The organism is Amycolatopsis echigonensis (assembly GCF_014174495.1).
In the GTDB taxonomy this organism is placed as follows: domain Bacteria; phylum Actinomycetota; class Actinomycetes; order Mycobacteriales; family Pseudonocardiaceae; genus Amycolatopsis; species Amycolatopsis echigonensis.
The window spans coordinates 1-556 of the sequence record NZ_JACJHR010000267.1; the positions used below are offsets into that span (position 1 = coordinate 1).

General features: G+C 68.9%; 1 protein-coding gene and 1 pseudogene. Both read left to right on the forward strand.

The window, feature by feature from the left end; genetic code table 11:
* Window positions 1–78: 78 nt before the first annotated feature.
* Window positions 79–189: pseudogene (locus tag H5411_RS49965) on the forward strand (helix-turn-helix domain-containing protein); the annotation flags it as partial.
* Window positions 190–222: 33 nt separating this feature from the next.
* The gene (locus tag H5411_RS46695) at window positions 223–546 is read left to right on the forward strand and encodes a helix-turn-helix domain-containing protein (protein WP_101438641.1); all 324 of its coding nucleotides are present in this window, start codon (window positions 223–225) and stop codon (window positions 544–546) included.
* Window positions 547–556: the final 10 nt, after the last annotated feature.

The following is a 556-nucleotide window of genomic DNA, read 5'->3' on the forward strand; positions in this document are numbered from 1 at the left end:
TGAACTGCGCCCCGGGAGTTGGACTGGGAATCCAGTTCCGGCTGTCCGGGGAGTGGTTCGTTGCATCCACGCAGTTCGTTGTCTGAGTGGCAGCGGGCGTCCGCTGTTGCGTTGTTCGAGGACGGGTATGGCGCGAAGGCCGTGGCGTCCCGGTTGGGGGTGTCGGCGGGTGCCGTGCGACGCTTGCGTGATCGTTGGAGGCTGCGGAGCGCGGGAGCGCTGATGAACAAGCCAGGCAGGCGGTCGTTCGGGTTCGAGTTCAAGCTGGAGGTCGTGCGCCGGTATGTCGGCGGCGAGGCGACCGCGGCCGAGCTGGCGCGCGAGCACGGCCTGTCCTCGCCCAAACTCGTGGAGAACTGGGCGCGGGCGTATCGGCGCGAGGGCGAGGACGCGTTGCGGCCCAAGCCGAAAGGCCGTCCGCCCGGTGTCGCGGACTCGCCGGGTCCCGGCGAGCTGGAGCGGTTGCGGGCGGAGAACCTGCGGCTGTCGGCGGAGAACGCCTACCTAAAAAAATTGCGGGCCTTGAGGGAGCAGGGGCGAGGGTGAAAACCCAGGC